We start from the raw sequence: 22,943 nt of genomic DNA on the forward strand, positions 1-22,943 counted from the left end.
AGTCTCCTAAGATCAGCCCAGGGCCTGCGACACGAGGGCATAGGTTTTCAAATCGGGGTTCGCAGGACGGGCGGCAACCGCCCCTTCCCGCAGCATGGCAACGCCGCCGCCCACATGGGCAAGCCCCAGCGCTGCTGCATGGTCTTGCAAGGCACGCTCCGGCGCGAAATCGACGCGCAGGAACCGGCCTCGGGTGCGGCAGGCGGCTTCGGACAGAAGCGCGCGCGCCGCGATATCGTTTTGGGCCAAGATCGGGCCGATCACATATCCGCGCCCGAATGCGCGCAGCATGGCAAAGCCGCCCGCAGTCACAAGAACCTCGCCCTGAGCGGCAATATCCGTCAGGAGCTTGGCACGATCCATGCCGGTTGCGACACGATCTGCGGCAATCAATTGCGCGAGCTCTTCGGCGCTGGCCTCATGCACCGGCTGTTCGGGCGTCTGCGCTACGGCCACGCCCTGATACTGCATGACCTCACCCTGGGCCTTGAAGCCCAGTTTCTGATAAAGCGGCAGACCATCGGCGGTGGCCACAAGGCGCAGCTCCATCGTGGCTGCACGGTCCAGCAGCGCCTGCATCAGCCTGCGTCCGAGCCCCTGCCCGCGCATGGCTTCATCGACAATGATCATGTTGAGTGTGCCGACATCGCCCAACAATGACAGAATTGCAGTGCCCACGACTTTTTCGCCCTGCAGGGCAACAACGCCTTCGGACACACCCAATACCAACGCCCAATCCTCGGGGCGGTGCGGCCACGAGACTGCCTGCGACATACCATGCGCCTGCGGGATATGCGAAAGCTCCATCGGGGCGATGGCGATCTGCGCGGTCTCGGTGCTGGAAACGTCGGTCATAGGGGCCTCTTCGGTCTTGTTACCTTCAGGCTAATGCCTGGCGGGCGGCAGTTTCACTTTGTTCACGCAATCATGCCGCAGGAGTAAAGGAATTCCTGCGGCATGACAGCATTTTATGCTGAACACCTGACGACGAGCGCCAGAACCATGGCATGGGCGGCCTCCAGCTCGGAGCGCGTCAGATATTCCTCGGGCTTATGCGCGCGGGCAATATCGCCCGGCCCGCAGACGATGGCGGGAATACCCGCCTGCTGGAACAGCCCGGCTTCGGTGCCGAAGCTGACCGCCCCTTGCGCCTGATGGCCCGAGATCTCCTCGGCCAGCGCCACGAGCGGATCACTCGCATCCAGCGCAAGAGCCGGATAATCCGACAGGAATTCGGCAGACACGCCTTCGGGGAGATCCGCGCAGATCTCTTCGAGGATCGCGCGCGGCGACACGCCTGCAATCGCCCGTGCCTCGATCTGTGCCTCGGCCAGATCGGGGATGATATTGACCGCCTGCCCGCCCGCGATCGTGCCGATCTGCACCGAGCTATAGGGCGGCGCAAAACGTGCATCCTGCGGGCCGGTGGTAAGGTCATGGGCGGTCTCGCAGATCCGTGCCAGCACCGGCACAAGGGTCTGGATGGCATTCACGCCCAGATCAGGGCGCGAGCTATGGCCAGACACACCCCTGGCCACAAGGCGCAGCGCGGCCTTGCCCTTATGCGCCAGCACCGGCACCAGCCCCGTCGGCTCGCCAATGATCGCGGCCTCGGGAAGCGCGCAAAGCGACGGCAGCGCCGCCAGCAGATGCGGCACCCCCTTGCACCCCGCCTCCTCGTCATAGGAGATCGCGATGTGGATAGGCTTTGCCAGATCAGCCTCGCCCATAGCGGGAGCCGCTGCCAGCACGGCCGCCAAGAACCCCTTCATATCGCAGGCCCCGCGCCCGATCAGGCGCTGGCCTTCATGGCGCAGGATAAAGGGATCGGCGAGCCATTCCGGCTCGCCCGCAGGCACCACGTCGATATGGCCCGAGAGCACGATCCCCGCCACGTCCCGCGGCCCGAAGCTGGCGAAAAGGTTCGACCGGTCCCCTTCGGGACCGGTCAGGATATCGACCTGCGCACCAAACCCGCGCAGATAGGTGGCAATATCCTCGAGAACCGCGCCATTGGGCGTCCCGACCACGGTCGGAAACCCGACGAGCCGAGCGAGGAGATCTTCGGGGCTCATGAGGCGATCACAAAGATTTTTTTCACGGTTTCAACGGTATGCCAGGTGCCGACAAAACCGGGCTTCATGATGAAACTATCACCTGCGGCAAATTCATGCGCCGCGCCACCCTCTTCGGAGATGATGCAGCGACCCGCGAGGATATGGCAGAATTCAAATGTCTCGCCCTTCATCGATACCGTTTTACCGGGAGTCGCTTCCCAGATGCCGGTGCGGATCTTGCCCCATTTGGCCGCCTCCGCCATAGCGGTGTCCAACTCCCATGTCTTATAGGCGGGCGCACCTTCGATCAGGCGCTCGGGAGCGGCCACGTCCTCGCGCGGGCTGAACTGGGGGGAGGTCTCGACGGGGATAAGAAGCGACATGTAAGGCCCTTTCAAGGCAAGTGAGAGTGACCCTTTTATGCCCCTGCCGGTGCGGGACGTGCCGTCAAAAGCGTGTCCCGCACCGCAGGCCCTGCCGAACTCGCGCCCCGAAACGGTATTTCCTGCGCCTGATCGCGCAGATGCGGCAGCACCCGTGCGCGCAACAGGTTCAGGCTGGGGCCACAAGAGAGATCCCGGAGATACACATGACCTTCCGCCCGAAATTCATCACCTTCGACTGCCACGGCACGATGATCCACTTCGACATGGCCGGTGCGGCCCGCCACCATTACGGTGCCCAGCTCTCCGAGCCGGCGATGGAAAAGTTCATCCGTGATTTCTCGGCCTATCGTCTGGACGAGGTTCTGGGCGCATGGAAACCCTATGCGGAGATCGTCCATAACGCGGTCGAGCGCACCTGCAAACGCAACGGGATCACCTTCGATCCGGCGGTGGCCGCAGACATTTATGCGCGCGTGCCGACCTGGGGCCCGCATGCCGATGTGCCCGCAGGGCTTGCCCGTATCGCGCCGCATATCCCGCTGGTGGCGCTGACCAACTCGATGAACGAACAGATCCCGCATAATATCGCCAAGCTCGGCGCGCCCATCGCGCATGTGTTTACCGCCGAGAGCGCAGGCGCCTACAAGCCGCAGATGCGGCCCTTCGAATATATGCTCGACGAGCTGGGCTGCGGGCCGGAAGATATCCTGCATGTGTCCTCAAGTTTCCGCTATGACCTGATGACTGCCCATGACATGGGGATCAAAAATAAGGTCTGGGTCAACCGCGCCCATGAACCCGCCAACCCGTATTACGGCTATACCGAGGTCAAAGACATTTCCGGTCTGGCCGAAGTCGTCGGTCTGTAAAAGGGTGCGAAGGGGAAGAGAGATGGAATATAAATCCTATTGGCACGAAACCTCGACCCCTTTCGCCCATGGCGAACAGGGGCCTGCCGAGGGGCAGTTCGATGTGGTCGTCATCGGTGGTGGCTTCACGGGGCTCAACGCTGCGCGCAAACTGGCGAAATCCGGCGTCTCGGTGGCGCTTCTGGAAGCCTCGCATGTGGGCGCGGGCGGCTCGGGGCGCAATGGCGGACATCTCAATAACGGGATCGCCCATGGCTATGCGGATGCCAAAGCGCATCTGGGCGCGGATCAGGCCCATCGGCTTTACAAAGCCTATGACCGCTCGATCGATATGATCGAGGATCTGGTGGCCGAGGAAGGCATCGATTGCAGCTTCCGTCGCTGCGGTAAGCTGAAACTGGCCTCCAAAGAAAGCCATGTGGCGGGACTGCGGGCGAATTTCGAACTGATCCACCGCGAGGTGGACCCCGAGACCCGCTGGATCGACCGCGCAGGTCTGAAAGACGAGGTTGGCTCTGAACAATTCCACGGCGGGATGGTCTACGAAAAGACCGCCATGATGCATATGGGACGCTATGTGAACGGGCTGGCCGAGGCTGCCCATAAGCACGGCGCGAAAATCTGGGAAGCCACGCCCATGACCGCCCGTCGCAAGACCGCCAATGGCTGGGAGATCACCACACCGCGCGGCACGCTACAGGCCAACCGGATGATCGTGGCGACCGGCGCCTATACGGGGGCCGCGCCCGAAGCGCCGCTGTCTTTCTTCCGCCGCCGGATCATCTCGGTGGGCTCCTTCATCATCGCGACCCGTCCGCTGACGCCCGAGGAAGTGGCCCGCACCGTGCCTGGCAACCGGACCTTTGTCACCTCGATGAATATCGGGAACTATTTCCGCCTCTCGCCCGATAACCGGCTGATTTTCGGGGGCCGTGCGAGGTTCTCGGCGACCTCCGATCAGGCATCGGATGCGAAATCGGGCGAGATCCTGCGCGCCTCGATGGCCAAGATCTTCCCGCATCTGGCCGATATCGAGATCGATTATTGCTGGGGCGGGCTCGTCGGTATGACCAAGGACCGCTATCCCCGCGCAGGCGAAACCGATGGCATGATCTACGGCATGGGCTATTCGGGCCATGGTGCGCAGATGTCCACGCTGATCGGTCAGGCGCTGGCCGATATGGCAATGGGCGTGAAGGACACGAACCCGCTTGCCGGGCTCGACTGGCCGACCATCCCCCTGCATAGCGGCAAGCCGTGGTTCCTGCCACTGGTCGGGATGTATTTCAGCCTCAAGGACAAGATCTCGTAAGAAAGGGGGGCATTGCCCCCCTTTTTCATTCCGGTAGTGCGGGGTATTTCAGCCCAGTGAATGCGCCGACAGACCCCAGACTTGGATACCCTCCTGCGGGCGCCGCATCCGGCCATTCCGCATCTCGGTCACCGTATCATAGACCCCCATTCCCGCCGAGGCGAGGAAGGCCGCGAAGTGCTCGTTCTCGACAGGCGTATCAAGCCGTGTGAACCGACCCTCATTGGCCTTGATGAGTGGCGCGGCAAGCTGCATCGCAATCCGCTCGTCACCGGCCACCAATGGCCCGATGACACTCCCTTTGCCGAAGTCGCGGCTGAGCGCATAGCCGATGATCTTCCCGTCGCGCAGCGCGACCACACCCTGTGACAGGTTCAGCAAAAGATCGAGCATCTCGCGGCGCGGCGCCCCATACCCCACCGCATCGAGCGCATGGACCTCGCCGAGATCACCGGGCGCCAACGGTCGGATCTCGACCCCTGAAACCGGCGAGGGCTGCCGGATCGGGCGTGCGACGCCCTGATGCTGCCAGATCGTCCCGACCGGCACGAAACCGGCATATTCATAGAGCCTATAGGCGGCGCGGGTGGCCGAAAGCCGCAGATCGCGCCCCTCGCAATCACGCATGATGCGCCGCAACAGCCGCGCGCCGGTGCCATAGCTCTGCAGTCGCGGCGTCGTTACCATCATGCCAAACATGGCATAATCGTCCCCAACCGGAAAATACATGGCCGAGCCCAGCGGACGGCCGATCTCGTCCATCGCCAGATAACCGCGCCCCAGCGCCAGAAAGACCTCGAGATCGCGCGCCCGATGCGGCCAGAAGACCGAAACCGTCAGCTCGTGCATCGCCAATAGATGTTCGGGCGCGATCTCGACAATCTGCGCTTTGTAACTGTCGATCTGCATATAATTTTCATCGGTCGTCTGCGCACGCGCCATGAAATCAAGATAGCGCGCACGGGCACCTTGAGGCATCGCATCGGAACACGGACCAATCGCAATATTTCGGCTCATGCACCTTTCCCATCACTAGACCGTAATCAGATATAATAGAAATATCGGAGGGATTTATACCGTATCTCGCGGGCAGTTGATAGATTCTGCTGCAGCCCCATCGAAAACATGCAGGTTTTGGCACCATTTCCACCAGAGTGGCACGTCAATAGCAAAGGCGCCTCCCAAAAGGAGACGCCTGCAACTTTTCTGGCCAGTTCGAGAACCGCTTCAGTTTATCCGCTTAGTTCACGAGCCGTTGTTTGGCGGTATTTTCGAGGTAGCGTTGGTAGGCTGCGGGGCGGTTCGGGGCGTGGCCTGTTGCGGGGACGGCGACGTCCCAGAAGTGGCCGGCGTGGCCTGCCGTGGTCTCGATGCCGGTGCCGGGGAAGTCTTTCGCGGTGGTGTCGATCACGATGACGGTGGGGATATCGCGCGTGCGGGCGGCCGCCAGTTGCGCTTCCAGATCCTTGATATCGCGTGCCTTCACCGCATGCGCGCCCATCGAGGCCGCATGCATCACATAATCGATCTGCGGCTGCGCCTCGATATTGCAGTTCACATACATGTTGTTGAACGGGTTGCCGCCACAGCCCAGCGTCTGCAGCCGGTTGATGCAGCCATAGCCCGCATTATCGGTCAGCACCACGGTGAAGGGGATGCGGCGCATGACGGCAGTGGCCAGCTCGGAATTGGCCAGCATATAGGAGCCATCGCCCACGAAGCAGATCACCTCGCGGTCGGGGTTCGCGAGCTTCAGCCCCATGCCGCCTGCGACCTCGTAGCCCATGCAGCTATAGCCGTATTCCATGTGATAGCCGCCTTGAGTGGGCTGCCAGAGGAGCTTCAGCGCGCCCGGCATGGTGCCTGCGGCACACATCACAACGGCCTCGGGGGCCGCGCGCTGCACCGCGCCGATGACTTCCGCATCGAGCGGCAGCTCGCCCGCGCCCCGCTCCTCCGAGCGGTCGCGGCAGTGATGGGTCACGGCCTTCAGCCAATCCTCGCGGGCGGCCTGATCGGCATCCTCGGCGCGGTAGGCGCCGAGGCCTTCGGTCAGCGCTTCGAGCGCCACTTTCGCATCGGCCATCAGGGGCTCGGCGCCGTGCTTCATGGCATCATAAGCGGCGACGTTGATCGAGAGGAGTTTCGCTTGCGGGTTCGCAAAGAGCGTGCGCGAGCCGGTGGTGAAGTCCTGCAGGCGCGTGCCCACACCGATCACCAGATCGGCGCGCTGGCTTGCGGCATTGGCCGCCGCCGAGCCGTCGACGCCGCTCGCCCCGAAGTTCATCGGGTGGAATTGCGAGAGCGCCGATTTGCCCGCCTGCGTCTCGACCACGGGGATGTTGTGGCGGCTGGCGAACCCGGCCAGCGTGGCCTCGGCCTGCGAATAGATCACCCCGCCGCCGGCCACGATCACAGGGGCCTTGGCCGCGCGGATCATCGCGATGGCATGATCGAGCTCGCGCGCATCGGGCGCGGGGCGGCGGATATGCCAGGTGCGGGGGGTGAAGAACGCTTCGGGGTAATCGAAGGCTTCCGATTGCACATCCTGACAGAAGGCCAGCGTGACAGGGCCTGCCGAGGCAGGATCGGTCATCGTGGCCAATGCGCGGGGCAGCGCCGTCAGGAGATGCTCGGGCCGCGTGATCCGGTCATAATAGCGCGAGACGGGGCGCAGGCAGTCATTGGCCGAGATCGTGCCATCCTCGAAGCCTTCGACCTGCTGCAGCACCGGATCGGGGCGGCGATTGGCGAAGACATCGCCCGGGATCAGAAGGATCGGCAGACGGTTCACATGCGCCAGCGCCGCCGCCGTCACGAGGTTCGTCGAGCCCGGCCCGATCGAGGAGGTCACCGCATGCGCGCGGGTGCGGCCCATGCCCTTGGTATAGGCCAGACCCGCATGCGCCATGGTCTGCTCGTTCTGCCCGCGCCAGGTCGGGAAGGCCTCGCCGATCTCCTCGAGCGCCTGACCCAGACCCGCCACATTGCCATGGCCGAAGATCGCCCAGATCCCCTCGATATACCGTTCGCCCTCGGGCGTCAGCTGAACGCTCAGCCATTTTACCATGGCCTGTGCGGCCGTCATGCGGATCGTGCCCATACTCTTCTTCCTTTGTTATACGCCCCGCCCTGTGGGGGGCCGCGCCCTTGGCGGCATCGAGCCACCTGCGGGCGCGCATCGCGGGCTGCGCCCCCGATGGGGCGCGCCGGTCCTTTCGATTATTCGGCAGCCACAGAGGTCGCTGCCGCGCGGGCCTTGTCCCAGATCCCGGCCAGACGGGTGTAGCGCGTGGCCATCTCGGCAACCGCCTCCTCGTCATCCATCCGCCCCGCCAGCCAGTCGCGCGCCACCGACCCGAAGATCGTCCGGCCCACGGCAAAGCCTTTCACCAGCGGGAAGCCTGCGGCCACCTCGAAGCTTGCCGCCAGTTCCGCCTCCGGCGCATCCAGCCCCAGAACCACGATCCCGCGGGTGTGGCGGTCATGCTCCTCGATGGCATCGCAGGCCTTGGCCCATCCGGTCTGCGATGCCATCGGCTCCAGCTTCCACCAGTCGGGATAGATCCCTTCCGCATAGAACCGCCGGATCAGGATAGCCGTGGTGTCATCGGTCACCGCAGCCACCTTGGAGGGGATGATCTCGAGGAGGAACTCGAGATTGTTGCGGCGCGAGGCCGCGTAGAGTTTCTTGACGCTGTCGAGCTGCCTGGCCCAGGTCTGCGCATCATCATCGGGATGGCAGAACACCAGAACCTTCACCACATTCTCGCGCGCCCATTCCTTCAGGCCGCCGCAATCATCGCCCAGTTCCGGCTCCAGCGTCAGCGGACGGGAACCAGGCCATTCGCAGGGACGCCCGATCCACAGGCCCGTGCCCGAGGCCGCATGCAGCGCATGGCGCCCGATGCGGTTGTCGCACAGGATCCCATAGCCCGGACGGCCATCCTGCACCTTGAGTGCGGCCTCGAGGCACAGCTCCTTGAAGGCCCCGCCTTTTTTCAGCGTATAGCCCTCCATCTCCTCGAGCTGCATCCGGTGATCGAAGGCGAACACCCGCATCTCGGAGAAGTCGCCGCCATGGCTGCGATGGCGGTTGGTTGCCCAGTGGATCTGCTCGAGCTCGGCATCATTGCGCAGATCGGGCTGGATCACGCCGCGGCTCAGGAAGAACTCCAGCTCCTCGAGCGAGGGATAGGCCGGCGTGCAGCCATGGCGCGAGACCGCAAAGGCCCCGCAGGCATTGGCATATTCGAGCGCCTTCGGCCAGGTCTCGCCATCGAGCCAGCCCTTCAGGAGGCCGGAGAAGAACCCGTCGCCCGCGCCCAGCACATTGAACACCTCGATCGGGAAGCCCGGGCCCGTCTGGCCCTCGTCAAGGCTCTCGGGGATCGCGCCTTCAAAGGCCGCAGCCCCCGCCGCCCCGCGTTTGCAGATCAGCGTCGCATTCGACACCGCCCGCACCGCCTTGAGCGCCGCGATCGTATCGGTCGTGCCACCCGCGATATGGAACTCTTCCTCGGTGCCCACGATCAGGTCGAAATAATGCAAGGACTTCTGCAACTTGGCCGTCACTTCGGCGCTTTCCACAAAGCGGCTCTCGCCATCGCCATGGCCCGCAACCCCCCAGAGATTGGGGCGGTAATCGATATCGAGCGCCGTCTGCGCACCGTGTTTGCGCGCCAGCGCCAGCGCTTTCAGCGTCGCCGCTTCCGTCTTGGGGTTCGACAGATGCGTGCCCGTCGCCACCACCGAGCGCGTGCGCCCGATCAGATCTTCCGAGATGTCATCCTCGCACAGCGCCATATCCGCGCAGTTCTCGCGGTAGAAGATCAGCGGGAATTGCTCCTCGTCGCGGATCCCCAGAATCACCAGCGCCGTCAGACGCTCGGGATCCGTGGTCACACCCTCGACATTCACCCCGTGACGCACCAACTCCTCGCGGATGAACCGACCCATATGCTCGTCGCCAACCCGCGTGATCAGACCCGAGTTCAACCCAAGACGCGCCGTCCCGCAGGCGATATTCGTCGGAGACCCGCCAATATATTTCTCAAATGACCCCATATCCTCCAGACGACCCCCAACCTGAGAGCCGTAAAGGTCAACGCCAGCGCGACCAATCGTAATTACATCCAATGGTTTCGACATAGGTATTCTCCGTCCTCGGGTCGCATCGCGGACATGATGCGCAGGGTCATTTCAGGCAGCCGGGTTGATCGTCTCGAAGGTCAGGCTCTGGTGGAACTGTTCGTGATAGGCGATGAAGTCCTTGGTATGGGACTGTTCCATATGGAAGGCATGCGCTGCCTCATCGACCCAGGATTCCACGAAGACCAGCTTGTCGGGATCATCCGTGCAGGTGAAAAAATCATAGGAAAGGCAACCCGCCTCGGCGCGGGTGGCCGCCTGCGCGGCCGGTGCGCGTTCAAGGATATTCTCGCGCGTGCCGGGCTGGCAGATGATCGTGATGATGAACTTGTACATGGTCTTGGTATCTCCAAAGCCTGTCCCGTTCGGATGCGCCCTTCCATGTGGCCGGAGGGGGAAGCTCCGGCCACATCCTCGGGAGGAAGCGGTTAGCGGATGATGGTCGCTTTCAGCGCATCGATGGAGGACTGGATACCCGCCTCGGTCGACATGGTGAAATCTTCCATCTCGAGGCTGACCCAGCCATTATAGCCCATCATGCCGACAACGGAGAAGAACTCCTTCCACCATTGCAGGTCACGGCCCGCGCCCACGGCGACATAGTTCCAGCTGCGGTTCGCGACATCGGTCACGTCTTTCAGCTCGAGAAGGCCGTTCACGTCGCAGACGCCGCGCTCGATGCGGGTGTCCTTGCCGTGGCAGTGGTGGATCGCCTTCCCCAGCGCGCGGGCAGATGCGATCGGCTCCGCGCCCATCCACATCAGGTGCGAGGGGTCGAGGTTCATACCGACCATCTCGCCCACTTCGTTGCGCAGACGGAACAGGGTCTCGGGGTTCCAGACCAGCATCGCCGAGAAATTCTCGAGCGCATAGCGCTTGATGCCAGCCTTCTTGCCGAAATCGACCAGATCGTGCCAGAGCGGGAAGGCACGGTCTTCCCATTGATAACGGTCGCGCTCGGGCATCTCGTCGGGCCAGGACTTGGTATAGACCAGCCAGTTCGGGACGGTGTCACCGGGCGCCGCCTCGGGCAGACCCGACATGGTGACGATGGTTTCGACGCCGATCTCGCCTGCAAGCGTGATGGTTTCCTTCATCTCTTTGAGATGACGGGTGCCCATCGCGCCCGGATCGAGCGGGTTGGCCGAGCAGTTGAGGGCGGCGATCTTCAGGCCACGAGCCTCGATCTCGGCCAGCTTCTGCTTCAAGAGGCCTTTATCAGCCAAAAGTTCATCGGCGCGGAAGTGGGGGCCTTTCGACCACCCGCCACCCGTCATCTCGATGCCTTCCACACCAAGCTCGACGCATTTGTCGAGCATATCCGTGAAGGACAGATTGCCCATCACATCGGTGCAAATCGAAAGTTTCATGCATTTTCCTCCCGCAGCGCCTGGCCGAGGCTGATACCATCGGTGTAAAGCGCGGGTTTTTCAATCATCGTGACAGGCTCGAGCACACCGCTCTCCACTGCGCGCAGGGCTGCATCGGCGACGAGCGTCGCGGCGTAGCCATCCCATGCGGACGGGCCGGTTGCGGTGCCCTCGCCCGCGGCCACGATCCATTCGCGGAATTCCTGATCATAGGCTTCGATGAAGCGCTCGCGCCAGTCGGCCGGCAGTGCCTGACGGTAGCCATGCGCGTCCGAGATAACAGTCGCCGGACGGTTCGGCAGCGCGGCAATCCCTGCCTCGCAGCTGACTTCCCCACGGATATCATAGCCATAGCCGATATTGACCGAGATCTCGACATCGACGATGGCCCCCGAGGCGCAATGCAGCAGCACGATATGGGGGTCACGCAGCTCGCCGCCTTTGGAGGAGCGGCGCGGCAGACGCACCTCGACACCCACGACCTCGTCGCTCAGGAGCCAGCGCGAGATATCCGCATCATGGACCAGCGTGTCATTGAGCGGCATTTCCGAGGTGTAGAGCCCCTCCGGCACCGATGCGTTGCGGTGGCAGGATTTATACAGAAGCGGTGCGCCCAGCGTGCCGCTGTCGATCACGGCCTTCAGGCGGCGGTAATCGGCATCGAAACGGCGCATGAAGCCCACCTGCACCAGACGGCGACCGAAAGCGACCTCGGCTTTCATCACGCGCAGGGCCGCCTCTTCCGAGGTCACCATCGGCTTCTCGCAGAACACGGGCTTGCCGTGGGCGATGGCTGTCAGGAGCTGCTCCTCATGGGCAGGGCCCCACGAACAGATGACGATGGCGTCGACCTTGTCCGAGGCGATCAGCGCCTCGGGGGTCTCGAAGACTTCCGCGCCAGCGGGGGCGGCGGATTGTGCGCGGTCAAGCGCGATGTCGGTGACGGCGGTAATTTCCACCCCCGACAGGACCTGGGTCAGACGACGGATATGGTCCTGACCGATCATGCCGGTGCCGATGACTCCAACCTTGAGTACCATGGCGTGTTCCTTATTTGTAATGCTTGTCGAGATAGCGTTTGGTCTCTGCGAGCATGAAGCGCGCGCTGTCCTCGGCGCGGTCCTCCCATGCAAAGACGCAGTTCGACAGAACGCCATCGAATTTCATATCTGCGAGGGTCGAGAAGAACAGATCCCAGTTGATCTCGCCCTGACCGTAATCGAGGTGCTGGTGAACGCGGACCTTGGATTCCGGCGGGTTCACGATGTAGCGCAGCTCCGACGACTTGTTATGGTCATAGGTATCGGCCAGACGGACATGCTCCAGAAGGCCTGCGGTCGCGCGCAGGTTGGCTTCCATATCGGGCCCGTAGAAGAAGGTATGCGGCGCGATGAACGAGGCGCGGACCATCGGCGAGTTGATCGTCTTGATGATGTCGATCGCCGGATGGATCTCCTCGACCCAGTCCTCGGGATGCGCTTCAAGCGACAGCTTGATGCCCTCTTTCTCCAAGAGCGGCACGATGATGTCCATCGCACGGAAGAACTGCATCTCGCAGGTCTCGGGGCGGTGCAGGCCCGAACGGTCGTTCAGCGAGCGGTTCGGCGAGCCACCGCGGCCGAATTCGGAAACGAACATCGGGCATTCCAGCTCGACGGCGAACTCGATCGCGCGTTTCCAGTTGTCGATCGCGTTGTCCCATTCGTCCTGATAGGGGCTGGCCCAGCGATACATCGGCTGGATCGTGGCGAGGCCGACATTGTTGTCGCGCAACGCCTGTTTGAAGCTCTTGATACGCTCCGGGTAAAGCTTCGGTCGGGTCCACCATGCGAAGAAGTCGGGACGGGGCGACATTTCGACGTAGTCATAGCCCAGTTCGGCGACCTTGCGCACCGTGTCTTCCAAAGACAGGTGACGGATCATATGCGGGTCGAGCGTGTGTTTCATGGTCAGGACCTTTAAGAAGCGTTCGAACGGGGCGTCCCTCCTCCGGACGCCCTATCCATTTTCATAGGGCTCAGGCGACAACCTGCGGCGGATGGCCGTCATGGGTTGCCATATGGCTTTCCATTGCCTCGCCCAGATCGGCCAATGCCTCACCGCCTGCCATCAGGTCGGTAATTTCCTCACGGGTTTTCTCGCCGCGTTTGAAATTTGCGGCAACCGCACCGCGGATCAAAACCGCGTAATGATCGCCAACGGCCATCGCGTGGGTCACCTGGTGGGTGATAAAGATCACCGCGATGCCGCGACGCTTGGCTTCCATGATGATGCGCAGGACGTGGCTTGCCTGTTTGACACCAAGGGCTGCGGTCGGCTCGTCGAGGATAAGGACGCGGGCGCCGAAATGGACGGCCCGTGCGATGGCGAGCGACTGGCGCTCCCCGCCCGACAGACCACCGATCAGACGGTCGCCATCATCGATACGGGTGATGCCGAAGCTCTGGACCGCTTTGACGGCAACTTCATTCGCGGTCTTGCGGTCGAAGAACTTGAAGGGGCCGATCTTTTTGACGGGCTCGACACCCACGAAGAAGCTGCGGCCGATGGTCATCAGCGGGAAGGTGCCGCCGAACTGGTGCACTGTGGCGATCCCACGATCGGCGGCGTCCTTGGGCTTGTCGAAGCTGACCGCCTCGCCATCCATGAACATCTCGCCGGTGGTGGGCTTATGGACCCCTGCGAGCGTCTTGATGAGGGTCGATTTCCCCGCACCGTTATCACCCAGCAGGCAGAGCACTTCGCCCGCTTCGACTTTGAGAGAGATATCGTGCAGCACGTCGATCGGACCGAAGGACTTGTTGACGTTGCGCAGTTCCAGAACCGGGTGGGTCATGATCCGTGTCCTCACTTCTGAGTTTTCTTGGACGGCGCGCTCAGCGCCAGTTTACGGAAGCCGTTATTCATCAGGACGGCCACAAGCAGCATCGCGCCGAGGATCAGGCTCGACCAGTTCCGGTCGATATCGGTGAAATAGATCCCCTGGCTGACGATGGCGAAGGTAATGGTACCGACGAAGATCCCCATGATGGAGCCGAAGCCACCGGTCAGAAGGACGCCACCCACAACCACGGCCACCACCGCGTTGAAGATATAGTTCATACCACCGGACACCTGCGCCGAGTTGAACAGGATCGCCCCGCACATGCCGACAAAGGAGGCGCTCACAGCCGAGAGGATGAAGAGGCCGATCATCAGGCGGTCGGTGGGGATACCGGCGTTACGGGCCGAGACCTTGTCGCCACCGAGAGCAAAGATCCAGTTACCGCGGCGCGAATGGTGCAGCACATAGACGAAGCCGATGGTCATGGCGATCCACCACACGATGATCACCTGGTAGCTGCCGCCGATAAGCTGGCCGAAGAGGAACTTGGCCCATGCCGGCGATTGCAGCGCGACCGAGGCGGAACCGGTAAGCAGCACGGAGGCCGAGAGCACGATCCCCTGCATGGCCACCAGCGTGCCCAGCGTGATGATCAGCGTCGGCACCGTGGTGCGGGTGGCCAGAAGGCCGTTGATGGTGCCCACGATCACGCCGAGACCGAGCGAGCCCGCCATGCCGACCCAGATCGGCAGGCCGTAATAGCCCGAGAGGATGGCGACGGTCATCGAACCCGCAGGGATCATTGCGCCGATCGAGATATCGAGCTCGCCTGCGATCATCAGCAGACCCATCGGGATGGCGACGATACCGAGATTGGCCGCGAAGTTGACCCAGGAGGCCGAGCCCACCAGATTGCCCAGATTGACACCGCCAAAGATCACGAAGAAGGCGAAGACGGCGATGAGGCTGAGGACGGAGCCCGCTTCGGGGCGGCGGAGGAAGTCGGAAAAGACAGAGTTTTTCATCAGATCACACTCACTTCTTCTTCGTCGCGTAGCTGAGCGCAAGCTTGCGGAAAGTATCGTTCATCAGAACCGCGATCAGGAGAAGCGCACCGATGATGACAGACCCCAAGTTGGCATCAAAGCCCGTGAAGTAGATCCCTTGGTTCACCATGGCGAAGGTGATGGTGCCCAGAACGATCCCGAGGATGGAGCCGAAGCCACCGGTCAGAAGCACGCCACCGATCACGACACACATGATGGAGTTGAAGATGAAGGACTGGCCACCGGCGACCTGCGCGCTCTGGTAGACGATTACCTGGCTGACGCCGACGAAAGCTGCGGCAAAACCCGAGAGCATGAAGAGCGAGATCGTCACTTTCTCGGTGGGGATACCGGCGTTGCGCGCCGAGATCTTGTCGCCACCAAGCGCATAGATCCAGTTGCCCCAGGGCGAGACGTGCAGGATATAGGCCAGCATCACCGCGAAACCGATCCACCAGAAGATGGTGACCTGGAACATGTAGGCGACGAAATGACCCAGCAGCGTGGTGGTCAGCGGATCGGGCGACAGCGCGGTCGCGGTCGAGCCGGTCACGAGAACCGAAAGGCCCAGCGTCAGACCCATCACCCCGAACATCGACCCGATGGTCACGATCAGCGAGGGCACAGCGGTGCGGGTCACGACCAGACCGTTGACCAGACCAACCAGCACACCGAAGCCCAGGCCACAAGCGATACCGATAATATCGGGCAGACCGAAATAGCCGGAAACCACGGCGACCGTCAGCGAAGAGGCCGGAATGACCGAGCCGATCGAGAGATCCAGCTCGCCTGCGATCATCAGGATACCGATGGGCAATGCCACGATCCCGATCTCTGCGGCGACGTTCAACCAGCTGGCAAAGCCTGCAGGCGACAGGAAGGCCTGACCGGCGAAAATAGCGAAGAAGATAAACACGGCAAACATGCCGAAAAGCGACCCGGCCTCAGGACGACGAAGATGACGCCCCAACCCCGAAGATTTTGCGCTGCCACCGGACACTGCGGGTGCGGCTCCTTGAGTCTCGGAAACCATTCGATTTTCCCTGTACGAGGTTCGAAAGGAAGGCGGGTGGCCACCATTTTGGTGACGACAGGGCTGTCGCCCTTCCGCCTCTCGGGGTGCCGACCGGACAGTCCGGACGGCACAGTCTCACTGGCTTTGCTTAGCGGACGCCTTGCTTCAGACCGTCCATGGTCGCATCGACATTTTCCGCGTCGACAATGCCCGGGCCGGTGAGGATCTCACGGGTCGGGATCGACAGGCCGAAATTGACATGCGCGTTCAGGATCGACGCGGCCATGTAACCTTGCATGTAGCCCTGTTGATCGATGGCAAACATCTGCTTGCCGGCCTTGATGTTGTTCAGGATGGTCTCGTTCATGTTCAGGCCACCGACCTGGACTTTGCCCGATTTACCCGACTGCATCACACCGTTGATCGAGGCATTCGCATCCACGTCCGACACAGTATAGATACCGGTAACTTCGGGATTCTGCAGAAGATAGGCTTTGACGGCCTGTGCCACAGCAGTCTGGTTGCCGAAGGAGGTCGCCGGAAGCGGCAGAACCTCACCGCTACCACCTGCTTCGGTGATCCCGTCGGTCAGGCCTTTGCAGTTCGCTTCGATATTTGCAGCACCCGGCAGGGTGTTGATGCAAACAACGTTCTTGATGTCATGTTTGGCAAAATAGCCGCCGGCCGCTTTGCCGTTCTCGTAATCATCCGAGCCGATATAGTTCATCGCGCCGAGCTTGTCGGCGGCGTCCAGACCACCGGCATTGATGATGATCAGCGGGATGCCTGCATCGACCACTGCCTTGAAGGCAGGATCCATGGCTTCCGGAACCCAATCGGGTGCCGCGATTGCATCGGCGCCCTGGCTGATCGCCTGACGGATCAGTTCGGCGGCGTCGACGCCGAGATTGTCATAGTTCTGCGGGCCGAGCCAGGTGACGGAACCACCCTGCTCTTTGGCCAGCTTGCCGGCATCTTCCGCGCCACGCTTCACGATCGACCAGAAGGGATCGTCAGGCTTGCCACCCACCACGAAAATATCCGCAGCAAAAGCTGCACCAGCATAGCAACCCAAGGTCACGACGGTCGCGACACTTGCCGCGAGACGGCTGAATTTTGTCATAGATTGTCCTCCCTAGACCCCAAACCTCCTCTGGGGCCGAACATCCTTTTCTTACCCTTATCTCCGAGAAGGTGAAATAATATTCTTGAGTAAAAGAAACTTTTGTTTCATAACGTGTCATTCACGATGATATTCAGGCAACGGTGACCCTATGAACAGACCTACGATATCCGATCTGGCCAAAGCGGCGGGCGTTTCCGTGTCGACCGTCAATCGCATTCTGGCGGGCGCCGGAAATGTGCGCGACACCACGATCCAGCGCGTGCAGGAAGCCGCGGAAAATATTGGGTTTTACGGGGTTGAATCTATCAATCAGCAGCTGCGCAGCACCCTGCCCGGTATCCGTCTCGGGTTCCTCCTGCAGCAAGGCAATCGCGAGCTTTACCAGATCTTCGGGCGTGCCATTGTCACGGCCTGTCGCGCGAGGCGTGACGCGATCGTTGAACCGGATGTGGAATTTGTGGATGTGCTCACGCCAGATAATATCTCATCGCGCCTCACGGCTTTGGCAGAAAGATGTGATGCAGTTGCCATCATCGCCGCCGACCATCCCCTGATCGGCCAGACGATTCGAAGCCTGCACGAAAGGGGCAAACCGGTTGTAGCCTATATCACCGACCAGTCCGCACCCGAACGGGCAGGCTATGTCGGGGCGGATAACTGGAAACTCGGACGGACGGCGGGGTTCCTTATTGCCCAGACGACAAAAAACGCAGGCCGGGTTGCCGTCTTCAACGGCAACCACCGCTATCAGTGTCAGGATGTCGCCGATGCCAGCTTCCGCTCCTATATGCGCGAACATGCTCCGCATCTGCATGTCGATGAAAGCCGCGCGACACATGAGGAATCGGATGTCGCCTATCAGATGGTGACCGAGCTTCTGCAAGATAGCGACGAGGATCTGCGGGGGATCTTCATCGTCGGGGGCGGAATTTCCGGCGTTCTGCGGGCGCTGCGCGAGACAGCACCCGAACGACGCGCGAAAATTCAGGTCGTATGCCGCGATATGGGCCCCGAAATCCGAAGGGGATTGTCCGAGCGACTGATTACCGCAGCGCTTTGCCATCCGATCGGACCCATCTCCAACCTTCTGGTGCAGAGCATGCTCGATTCGCTGTCGCAACAAGGGTCCGGCACAACAACGCAATATGTGCTTCCGTTCGAGATCATCACCCCCGAGAACCTCTGACGGGGGCATGGCACGGCCACTACGAAATCGTCTCGGCCATCAGCGCGAAATCGCGCGCGTAATACTGGGAGATTCGTTCCTTAAGATCCTCCGTCAGGAAGGATTCCGCATCGATCATCGGCAGCCGGTCCAGCACTGCGGGCAGAAGCTGCTCGGCGCCGAAATGCGTCACCCCCTCGCCGCTCCCCGAACGGTTGACGGGCGGCTGGCTCAGCTCGATGCCCGACATGGCCTCCAGATCGCGCACGGCCTGCGCGAGATTGTCGAAATCATAGAGCGCGCTCCAGTGATGGTCGCCGAGATAGAGATATTGCGGCCGCCAGTGGGGATCGAGGGTTTCGGGCGGCTGTGCGGTAATATGCAGGATGAAATCCCGAAAACGGATGCCTCGCGCGAAATCCGGCCCGGGTAACCCTTGCGCCTTCTGTACAGCCTCGATGAGCGGGCCGGTGTGATAAGTCAGGTTGGCGCCATCCATGCGGTTCACCACGAATTTCTCGATATAGGCCGATAGCAGCCGCCGGTAGGGGTCGCGCAGGATCGCGAAGCTGTAGAGATCGGGATCGCGCCAGATCGCGGAGATCTCGCTCTCGGTGTAATCCGAAAGCTGCATACCGGTGCGGATATGGTCGGTCAGCTGGTGGATCGAGCGATCAAGGATGTGACGTCTGGGATGATCGGCAAGATGGACCATCGCGCGTTTGAAATAGCTGCAGGCGTTCTTGCCGATCGGACAGTAGAGAATTCCGAGCTGGCGGGCGATAAAATACTGCCGCTCGGGCCAAGCCAGATCGGTTTTCTGTGCCCGCTGCGATGTCAAGAACTCCTGCGAGCCGAACAGCGTCCCGAGCAGGCCACCGAAATCGCCGAATTGCGCCTCGGGATTGGGGTCGCGCGCAAGAAACAGCTGGAATGTGTCGCGCACCAGAGCATGCGGTAGGGCCGCGGGCAGATCGGTCGGAGCGGCAAGGGTCATTCTGCGGCCTCCCGTGAGGGGTGATCAAGCTGGTCAAGGATCTGCTCGAGCCGCACCTTATAGCGCGCAGCAATCGGCGTGGTCGAGAAATGCGTCCTGATAAAGTCGAGCGCATAGGCGGTCTTGCGCTCGCGCGCCGCGGGATCCTCATAGACCTGCCGCAAAAGGCGCGCCGCCGTTTCGACATCCGGCTCGGCCCAGACCGCGCCCTTGGGCGTGAAGATATAATCGCCCTTCGAGAGCGCAGCCTCGGTGCAGGGCACGAGCCATGCGGTATCTTCAGTGCAGAATTCAAGATTGCCCGAATAGGCCGAACAGACGACCGGCACACCGAGGCTCATCGCTTCGATCATCCCGAACCCCCAGCCTTCCGAACGATGGAGCGACAGATAGCAATCCGCCCCTTTCTTCAGCCTCAGCAGGTCACGGTAACTGAGCGTCTCGTTCATCAGCAAGATCCGGGGATCGCGGGACATGATCGCCTCCATCTCGTCCCAAATCCGGATCTGCACGGGATCGAAGACCGAATGCCGGTTCTGGGTCTTAACGATCAGGCGTGCCTCCGGCACGCCCTCGAAGGCCTTCTGGAAGCTGCGCAGGGCATTCAGCGGGTTCTTGCGTTGCACGAAGGAGAAACTGTCAAAGGCTACAAGACAAACGAAATGCTTGCCCGACAGCCGGAACCTGCGTTCCACGAAGCGGCGCGCGCTCTGCCGGTCGATATCGTCATTGGGCTCAAAACACATCCCCACATTGCGGATAGGGCCATCGAAATGCGGCCGATAGATCTGCACACCATAGTCCGAGGACAGCCAGATCTCGTCGAGCATCTGGAGCGCAAGATAGTGGCAGGCCGCCGGACGGTCGAGCTCCCAGTAGAAATAGCCAATATTATAGCTGTGGGAGAACACATCGGGTTGATAGGCAAAAGCCAGAGGCACCGATTCCGCATTGAGATGGATGAGATTGATCCTGGCCGGACCATAGCTTTCGATCAGCGTGCCATCGGTACTAAATCCTTCCGGTGCAGGATTATCCATATCGAAATCAACGCAGCGCAGATGCGTGCCGGTCTGCGCCAGAATGCTGGCCGAAAGCCGTGCGGCCTGCCCCAGCCCCGAGGCCTTCGCCAGAGGGCCGATCAGCTGGATATCGGCCAGCGCGCCCTTCGGCACCGGAAGCGCGGCCGCTTCCAGCCGGTGCCCGTCCTCCGTCAGGGTCAGGAAACGCAGGCTTTCAAGGTCGAAGCCCTTCTCGCGCAGTGCATGGGCATAGCGCTCACGCGCAAAAGCAACGCTATTGCGCCCCGTCACACGCGCGAGGAACGTCTCGAGTTCCGAACGCCCGCCCGATTCCACCGGTAGAAGCAGTGCATCACAAAGCCGCCGCGGCATGTAGCGCAGGAGATCGGGCCGCTTCAATGCCCTCACCAAAAGGATGAGATAAAGCTCCTTGCGGCTTTCGGCACTGCGCCCCGGCGCAAGGAAATGCAGAGCCACGCTCGCATTGAAGACCCTCTCGGCAAAGGTCGTCAGCGGCCAGTCGTCGAACTGGCGCGAGGGCGCAATGCTGCGCAACAGGTCAGCCATGCTATCGGTGACCAGACAGTCCTCGACCCCCAGATGCGCCGCGTCCTGCCATGCCCACCAGAACACGAGCCGCGTATATGAGCCGCAGTCATTGAGATCGAGTTCGGCCAGAAGATCGCGCCTCTGGGCAAGGCGCCACCACATCATTCGCGTAAGCCGCTGCCGCGCCCCGCCCATCGAGAGCGTGGCATTGAGATAGGCAATATCTGCAGCACTAAGCGGGACGCGCTGGCGGCGGGTCGCGTTATAGGTGGTCAGATAGAAATACAGGAAGCGATCGCGCTCGGAACTGTCGGGCACAACCTGAAACTCTTCCTCGACCCTGTTGCGGTGGCGCGTAAATTCCTGATACGCGGGCAGGCCGCTTGGCACGCAATCAGCCACCGGAACCAGTGGGCGGGTCTCGAATAGAGCCTTATGGGGCACGAGATCCGGCACGCCTTCGGAGAAGGGCTCCGGCACGGGTGCCTCAAGCATCGCGTCGATATCGGCCAGATCCTCTGACAGGAACCGTGCGATGAGGGCGGTCAGATCGACAGGATCGGTGTCAGGCCCCGATTGCACCATCAGACCGAGCTGCCCGATCTCGCGCGGTTCGGGCCCGACGATACAGACGCTGACCACACCGCCCGCCTGCCGGATCGGCGCGATCAGCGCCTCGGACAGAGGAAAGGCAAATCCGCATCCCAAGGCACAGCCATGATGCGCGGCTACATCGGCGCGCGGTTGCTCGACCGTCACCACATCCAGTAACGCGCCTTGCGCATAGAGCCCGACCTGCAACCCTGTCGCACGGGGCGCGCGCTCATCGAAGACCCAGCCCCTGATCGTATCATCCGCGATATGCAGCCCCTCGAGATTGCCGATGAACGGCGCCTGAATACGGCGGGTCTCGCGCCGGTCACGGAACCGGCGCAGACGGGACAGGATTTTGCGGACAACAAGCCGCAGGATGGAAAACAGGCGACGCATGGGCATCCTCCGCGCGTGAAAGTAAGGCTTAGCGCAGATGCTGCGCCTGTGCGTCGAAATCGGCCCGCGCCATCATCGCGGCCAGCGCCCGCACATCGGTGCGCGCCTCCCAGCCCAGCTCGATGCGGGCCTTGGACGGATCGCCCAGCAGCAGCTCCACCTCGGCCGGCCGGTAGAAGCGGGGATTGACCTGCATCAGCTGACGCCCCGAGCGGCGGTCATAGGCGGCCTCCTCCGCGCCCTCCCCTTCCCAGATCACTTCCATATCCAGCGCCTCGCCGACATAGGTGAAGAAGTCGCGGATCGTGGTGCTGGTCCCCGTCGCCAGCACGAAATCCCCGGGTTTGTCACGCTGCAGCATCCGCCACATCCCCTCGACATAATCGCCCGCAAATCCCCAATCGCGTTTGGCGGCCATATTGCCCAGTTCCACAGGCGCATTGGCCCCATGCGCCAGCGCCGCAAGCCCCATCGAGATCTTGCGCGTCACGAATTCCTTGCCGCGCAGCGGGCTCTCATGGTTGAAGAGAATGCCGGAAGACGCATGCATCCCGAAGCTCTCACGGTAATTCACCGTCATGTAATGGGCAAAGACCTTGGCCACACCATAGGGCGAGCGGGGGTAGAAGGGCGTGCTTTCCAGCTGTGGCACGGCGCGCACCTCGCCGAACATCTCGGAGGTCGAGGCCTGATAGAACCGGCAGTCGGGACGCAGGGTGCGCAGCGCATCGAGCATTCGCACCACCGCCATACCATCCACCTCGGCGGTATAGACCGGCACATCCCATGAGGCTCCCACAAAGCTTTGCGCGGCAAGGTTGTAGAACTCGTCCATTGCCACATCGCGGATCGTGCGGAAGATATTGTTGGCGTCACTCAGATCGAAATCATGCAGATGCAGATGCTGCGTGATTCCCAAAGTGTCGAGACGCATCATGTCCGGCTGTGAGATACGCCGCACACCGCCATGAACTTCATAGCCTTTTTCGAGAAGAAGACGCGCCAGATAGGCCCCGTCCTGCCCTGTGATTCCGGTAATGAAAGCGATCTTTGTCATTCGTCCC

The 22,943-nt window shown here is 61.8% G+C and carries 21 protein-coding genes; 3 read left to right on the plus strand and 18 right to left on the minus strand.

All coding sequences use genetic code 11. From position 1 onward, the window contains the following. Window positions 1-12 precede the first annotated feature (12 nt). From ABEB22_RS17435 to ABEB22_RS17450, 4 genes are all read right to left on the minus strand, one after another. Window positions 13-855 (minus strand): GNAT family N-acetyltransferase, encoded by an 843-nt coding sequence (locus ABEB22_RS17435; RefSeq protein ID WP_339115195.1) that lies wholly within the window; start codon window positions 853-855, stop codon window positions 13-15. A 113-nt stretch (window positions 856-968) separates the two neighbouring features. Next, complete coding sequence (gene argE, locus ABEB22_RS17440) at window positions 969-2,075, minus strand: acetylornithine deacetylase (protein WP_349295120.1); 1,107 nt, start codon at window positions 2,073-2,075, stop codon at window positions 969-971. After that, a complete protein-coding gene (locus ABEB22_RS17445; protein ID WP_349295121.1) occupies window positions 2,072-2,440 on the minus strand; it encodes a cupin domain-containing protein in 369 nt (122 codons plus the stop codon). The genes argE and ABEB22_RS17445 overlap by 4 nt, the downstream gene beginning before the upstream one ends. Window positions 2,441-2,475: 35 nt before the next feature. Further along, window positions 2,476-2,646, minus strand: a complete 171-nt coding sequence (locus ABEB22_RS17450) for a hypothetical protein (protein WP_406871205.1) — start codon at window positions 2,644-2,646, stop codon at window positions 2,476-2,478. Here ABEB22_RS17450 and ABEB22_RS17455 point away from each other — a divergent pair, their 5' ends adjacent. Together ABEB22_RS17455 and ABEB22_RS17460 are read left to right on the plus strand one after the other, a co-directional pair. Then, window positions 2,647-3,312 carry a haloacid dehalogenase type II gene (locus ABEB22_RS17455; protein WP_339115199.1) on the plus strand — a complete coding sequence of 222 codons (666 nt, stop codon included), beginning with the start codon at window positions 2,647-2,649 and terminating at the stop codon, window positions 3,310-3,312. 22 nt (window positions 3,313-3,334) lie between these two features. After that, window positions 3,335-4,624 (plus strand): FAD-dependent oxidoreductase, encoded by a 1,290-nt coding sequence (locus ABEB22_RS17460; protein ID WP_349295122.1) that lies wholly within the window; start codon window positions 3,335-3,337, stop codon window positions 4,622-4,624. A gap of 48 nt (window positions 4,625-4,672) precedes the next feature. On the opposite strand, the gene ABEB22_RS17465 is transcribed toward ABEB22_RS17460, so the two are convergent. The 11 genes from ABEB22_RS17465 to ABEB22_RS17515 all read right to left on the minus strand — a co-directional run bounded on the left by ABEB22_RS17465 (window position 4,673) and on the right by ABEB22_RS17515 (window position 17,153). Continuing rightward, complete coding sequence (locus tag ABEB22_RS17465) at window positions 4,673-5,641, minus strand: GNAT family N-acetyltransferase (RefSeq protein WP_349295123.1); 969 nt, start codon at window positions 5,639-5,641, stop codon at window positions 4,673-4,675. Window positions 5,642-5,864: 223 nt separating this feature from the next. After that, the gene (gene iolD / locus ABEB22_RS17470; protein WP_349295086.1) at window positions 5,865-7,727 is read right to left on the minus strand and encodes a 3D-(3,5/4)-trihydroxycyclohexane-1,2-dione acylhydrolase (decyclizing); all 1,863 of its coding nucleotides are present in this window, start codon (window positions 7,725-7,727) and stop codon (window positions 5,865-5,867) included. 119 nt (window positions 7,728-7,846) lie between these two features. Continuing rightward, on the minus strand, window positions 7,847-9,775 hold the full coding sequence (gene iolC / locus ABEB22_RS17475; RefSeq protein WP_349295124.1) for a 5-dehydro-2-deoxygluconokinase: 1,929 nt from the start codon (window positions 9,773-9,775) through the stop codon (window positions 7,847-7,849). Window positions 9,776-9,826: 51 nt separating this feature from the next. Beyond that, window positions 9,827-10,111: an antibiotic biosynthesis monooxygenase gene (locus ABEB22_RS17480; RefSeq protein ID WP_349295125.1), complete on the minus strand. Its 285-nt coding sequence runs from the start codon at window positions 10,109-10,111 to the stop codon at window positions 9,827-9,829. A gap of 92 nt (window positions 10,112-10,203) precedes the next feature. After that, the gene (locus ABEB22_RS17485; protein ID WP_339115204.1) at window positions 10,204-11,145 is read right to left on the minus strand and encodes a sugar phosphate isomerase/epimerase; all 942 of its coding nucleotides are present in this window, start codon (window positions 11,143-11,145) and stop codon (window positions 10,204-10,206) included. Continuing rightward, window positions 11,142-12,185, minus strand: a complete 1,044-nt coding sequence (locus tag ABEB22_RS17490; RefSeq protein WP_339115205.1) for a Gfo/Idh/MocA family oxidoreductase — start codon at window positions 12,183-12,185, stop codon at window positions 11,142-11,144. The genes ABEB22_RS17485 and ABEB22_RS17490 overlap by 4 nt, the downstream gene beginning before the upstream one ends. A gap of 10 nt (window positions 12,186-12,195) precedes the next feature. Beyond that, window positions 12,196-13,092 (minus strand): sugar phosphate isomerase/epimerase, encoded by an 897-nt coding sequence (locus ABEB22_RS17495; protein ID WP_339115206.1) that lies wholly within the window; start codon window positions 13,090-13,092, stop codon window positions 12,196-12,198. A gap of 70 nt (window positions 13,093-13,162) precedes the next feature. Beyond that, window positions 13,163-13,981, minus strand: coding sequence for an ATP-binding cassette domain-containing protein (locus ABEB22_RS17500; protein ID WP_349295126.1), 819 nt, complete (start codon window positions 13,979-13,981; stop codon window positions 13,163-13,165). A gap of 11 nt (window positions 13,982-13,992) precedes the next feature. Continuing rightward, complete coding sequence (locus ABEB22_RS17505) at window positions 13,993-14,994, minus strand: ABC transporter permease (RefSeq protein WP_349295127.1); 1,002 nt, start codon at window positions 14,992-14,994, stop codon at window positions 13,993-13,995. A gap of 10 nt (window positions 14,995-15,004) precedes the next feature. Further along, window positions 15,005-16,048, minus strand: coding sequence for an ABC transporter permease (locus ABEB22_RS17510; protein ID WP_406871206.1), 1,044 nt, complete (start codon window positions 16,046-16,048; stop codon window positions 15,005-15,007). Window positions 16,049-16,178: 130 nt separating this feature from the next. Further along, window positions 16,179-17,153 carry a sugar ABC transporter substrate-binding protein gene (locus ABEB22_RS17515; RefSeq protein WP_339115210.1) on the minus strand — a complete coding sequence of 325 codons (975 nt, stop codon included), beginning with the start codon at window positions 17,151-17,153 and terminating at the stop codon, window positions 16,179-16,181. A gap of 151 nt (window positions 17,154-17,304) precedes the next feature. On the opposite strand from ABEB22_RS17515, the gene ABEB22_RS17520 reads away from it, so the two are divergent. After that, entirely contained in the window at window positions 17,305-18,342 is a 1,038-nt protein-coding gene (locus tag ABEB22_RS17520; protein ID WP_349295129.1) for a LacI family DNA-binding transcriptional regulator, read from the plus strand. A 19-nt stretch (window positions 18,343-18,361) separates the two neighbouring features. Here ABEB22_RS17520 and ABEB22_RS17525 read toward each other — a convergent pair whose 3' ends face one another. The 3 genes from ABEB22_RS17525 to gmd are packed head-to-tail and all read right to left on the minus strand — an operon-like array spanning window position 18,362 to window position 22,936. After that, window positions 18,362-19,318: a sulfotransferase family 2 domain-containing protein gene (locus tag ABEB22_RS17525; protein ID WP_339115212.1), complete on the minus strand. Its 957-nt coding sequence runs from the start codon at window positions 19,316-19,318 to the stop codon at window positions 18,362-18,364. Beyond that, window positions 19,315-21,879 (minus strand): glycosyltransferase, encoded by a 2,565-nt coding sequence (locus ABEB22_RS17530; RefSeq protein WP_349295130.1) that lies wholly within the window; start codon window positions 21,877-21,879, stop codon window positions 19,315-19,317. Before ABEB22_RS17530 ends, ABEB22_RS17525 begins: the two co-directional genes overlap by 4 nt. 28 nt (window positions 21,880-21,907) lie before the next feature. After that, complete coding sequence (gene gmd / locus ABEB22_RS17535; RefSeq protein WP_339115214.1) at window positions 21,908-22,936, minus strand: GDP-mannose 4,6-dehydratase; 1,029 nt, start codon at window positions 22,934-22,936, stop codon at window positions 21,908-21,910. Between the last annotated feature and the right edge of the window lie 7 nt (window positions 22,937-22,943).

The sequence above is a fragment of the Thioclava sp. 'Guangxiensis' genome (assembly GCF_045348365.1).
Taxonomy (GTDB): Bacteria; Pseudomonadota; Alphaproteobacteria; order Rhodobacterales; family Rhodobacteraceae; genus Thioclava; species Thioclava kandeliae.